Annotated in this window: 1 protein-coding gene and 2 pseudogenes; all 3 read right to left on the reverse strand. The window is 61.7% G+C overall.

Annotated elements, in window-relative coordinates; genetic code table 11:
- Positions 1 to 289 (reverse strand): annotated as a pseudogene (locus tag EOA86_RS34155) (hypothetical protein); the annotation flags it as partial.
- Positions 290 to 428: 139 nt separating this feature from the next.
- Positions 429 to 836, reverse strand: coding sequence for a F0F1 ATP synthase subunit epsilon (locus EOA86_RS34160; RefSeq protein ID WP_029349043.1), 408 nt, complete (start codon positions 834 to 836; stop codon positions 429 to 431).
- Positions 837 to 951: 115 nt separating this feature from the next.
- Positions 952 to 1,532, reverse strand: a pseudogene (locus tag EOA86_RS34165) (F0F1 ATP synthase subunit beta); the annotation flags it as partial.

Below are 1,532 nucleotides of genomic sequence, written 5' to 3' on the forward strand. Positions count from 1 at the left end.
CAGCCAGAGACGAGGCCAGAAAGGCCAGCACCAGAACCGAAAATCCTTGCGCGTACCACTTGTCCGGCTTGAATCGATGCGCAAAGGGAACAACGAGCACCACCGAAAATAGCGCTATGCCGATGCTTGAAAGACTGGCCAACCCGGAAAGATCGATGCCCGGCAAGACCGGGAACCCGATGTAGCAAAGGGCGATGCTTGCGGCACTGATCGCGACCAGACTTATGACCGCCAGCTTGCCGCTTCCGATCCAAAGAAATCCGCCGAACGGGCCGCCAAAGGCCGACACCAGGGCCGCCGACCATCTGGATCTCGACCTTGTGTCTTCAGTCACCGGCTACCGCCCCCAAGGCAGACAAGCCAGGACTGTCCATCAAATAAAAAAGCGAGGCAAGCCTCGCTTTGCAATTGCCGGACTGATCTTCGCTTCAAGCAGGCAGGATGGCGCCTTCGAGTGTGGTGAGCTGGCTAAGAAACTGCTCGGCCTTGCTGCGCGTCTGGTCGTCCTTGGCGTCGGCGACGTCTTCCCTGGCTTCCTGGATACGGCGGGTCAGGTCGGCGCGATCGATGTCGCCGACGGCTACTGCCGATTCGGCGAGCAGCGTGCAGCCGGCCGGAACGATGTCGGCAAAGCCGCCGAACACGACGTAGCGTTCTTCCTTGCCTGCCGCGGTCTTCACCGTGACGACGCCCGGCTTGATCGTGGTCATGACCGGCGCGTGATGGGCCATGACGGTCATTTCGCCTTCGGCGCCCGGAATGACGACGGACTCGACCTGCTCGGAAACCAGCAGGCGCTCCGGCGAGACCAGTTCGAATTGGAAAGCTTCAGCCATGATTAATTCAGCGAATGGTGAATGGTGAATGGTGAATGGTCCGAAAGAACTTCACTCAGCCCCGATTTCCAGTCCGCTCCTCCCCATTCACAATTCACTACTGACCATTCACCAATTACGCCGCTTCGGCCGCCAGGCGCTGTGCCTTCTCGACGGCTTCTTCGATGCCGCCGACCATGTAGAAGGCGGCTTCCGGCAGGTGGTCATAGTCGCCGTTGCAGAGGCCCTTGAAGCCCTTGATGGTGTCGGCGAGGTCGACCAGCTTGCCCGGCGCGCCGGTGAACACTTCGGCAACGAAGAAGGGCTGCGACAGGAAGCGCTCGATCTTGCGGGCGCGGGCCACCGTCTGCTTGTCCTCTTCCGACAGCTCGTCCATGCCCAGGATGGCGATGATGTCCTGCAGCGACTTGTAGCGCTGCAGGATCGACTGCACCTGGCGCGCGACCTGGTAGTGCTCTTCGCCGACGACCATCGGGTCGAGCATGCGCGACGTCGAATCGAGCGGATCGACGGCCGGATAGATGCCCTTTTCCGAAATCGCGCGGTTGAGCACGGTCGTCGCGTCCAGGTGGGCGAACGAAGTCGCCGGCGCGGGGTCGGTCAGATCGTCGGCCGGCACGTAGATCGCCTGCACCGAGGTGATCGAGCCCTTGGTCGTCGTCGTGATGCGCTCCTGCAGCGCACCCATGTCGGTGG

Source organism: Mesorhizobium sp. M5C.F.Ca.IN.020.32.2.1 (assembly GCF_004023105.1).
In the GTDB taxonomy this organism is placed as follows: domain Bacteria; phylum Pseudomonadota; class Alphaproteobacteria; order Rhizobiales; family Rhizobiaceae; genus Mesorhizobium; species Mesorhizobium wenxiniae.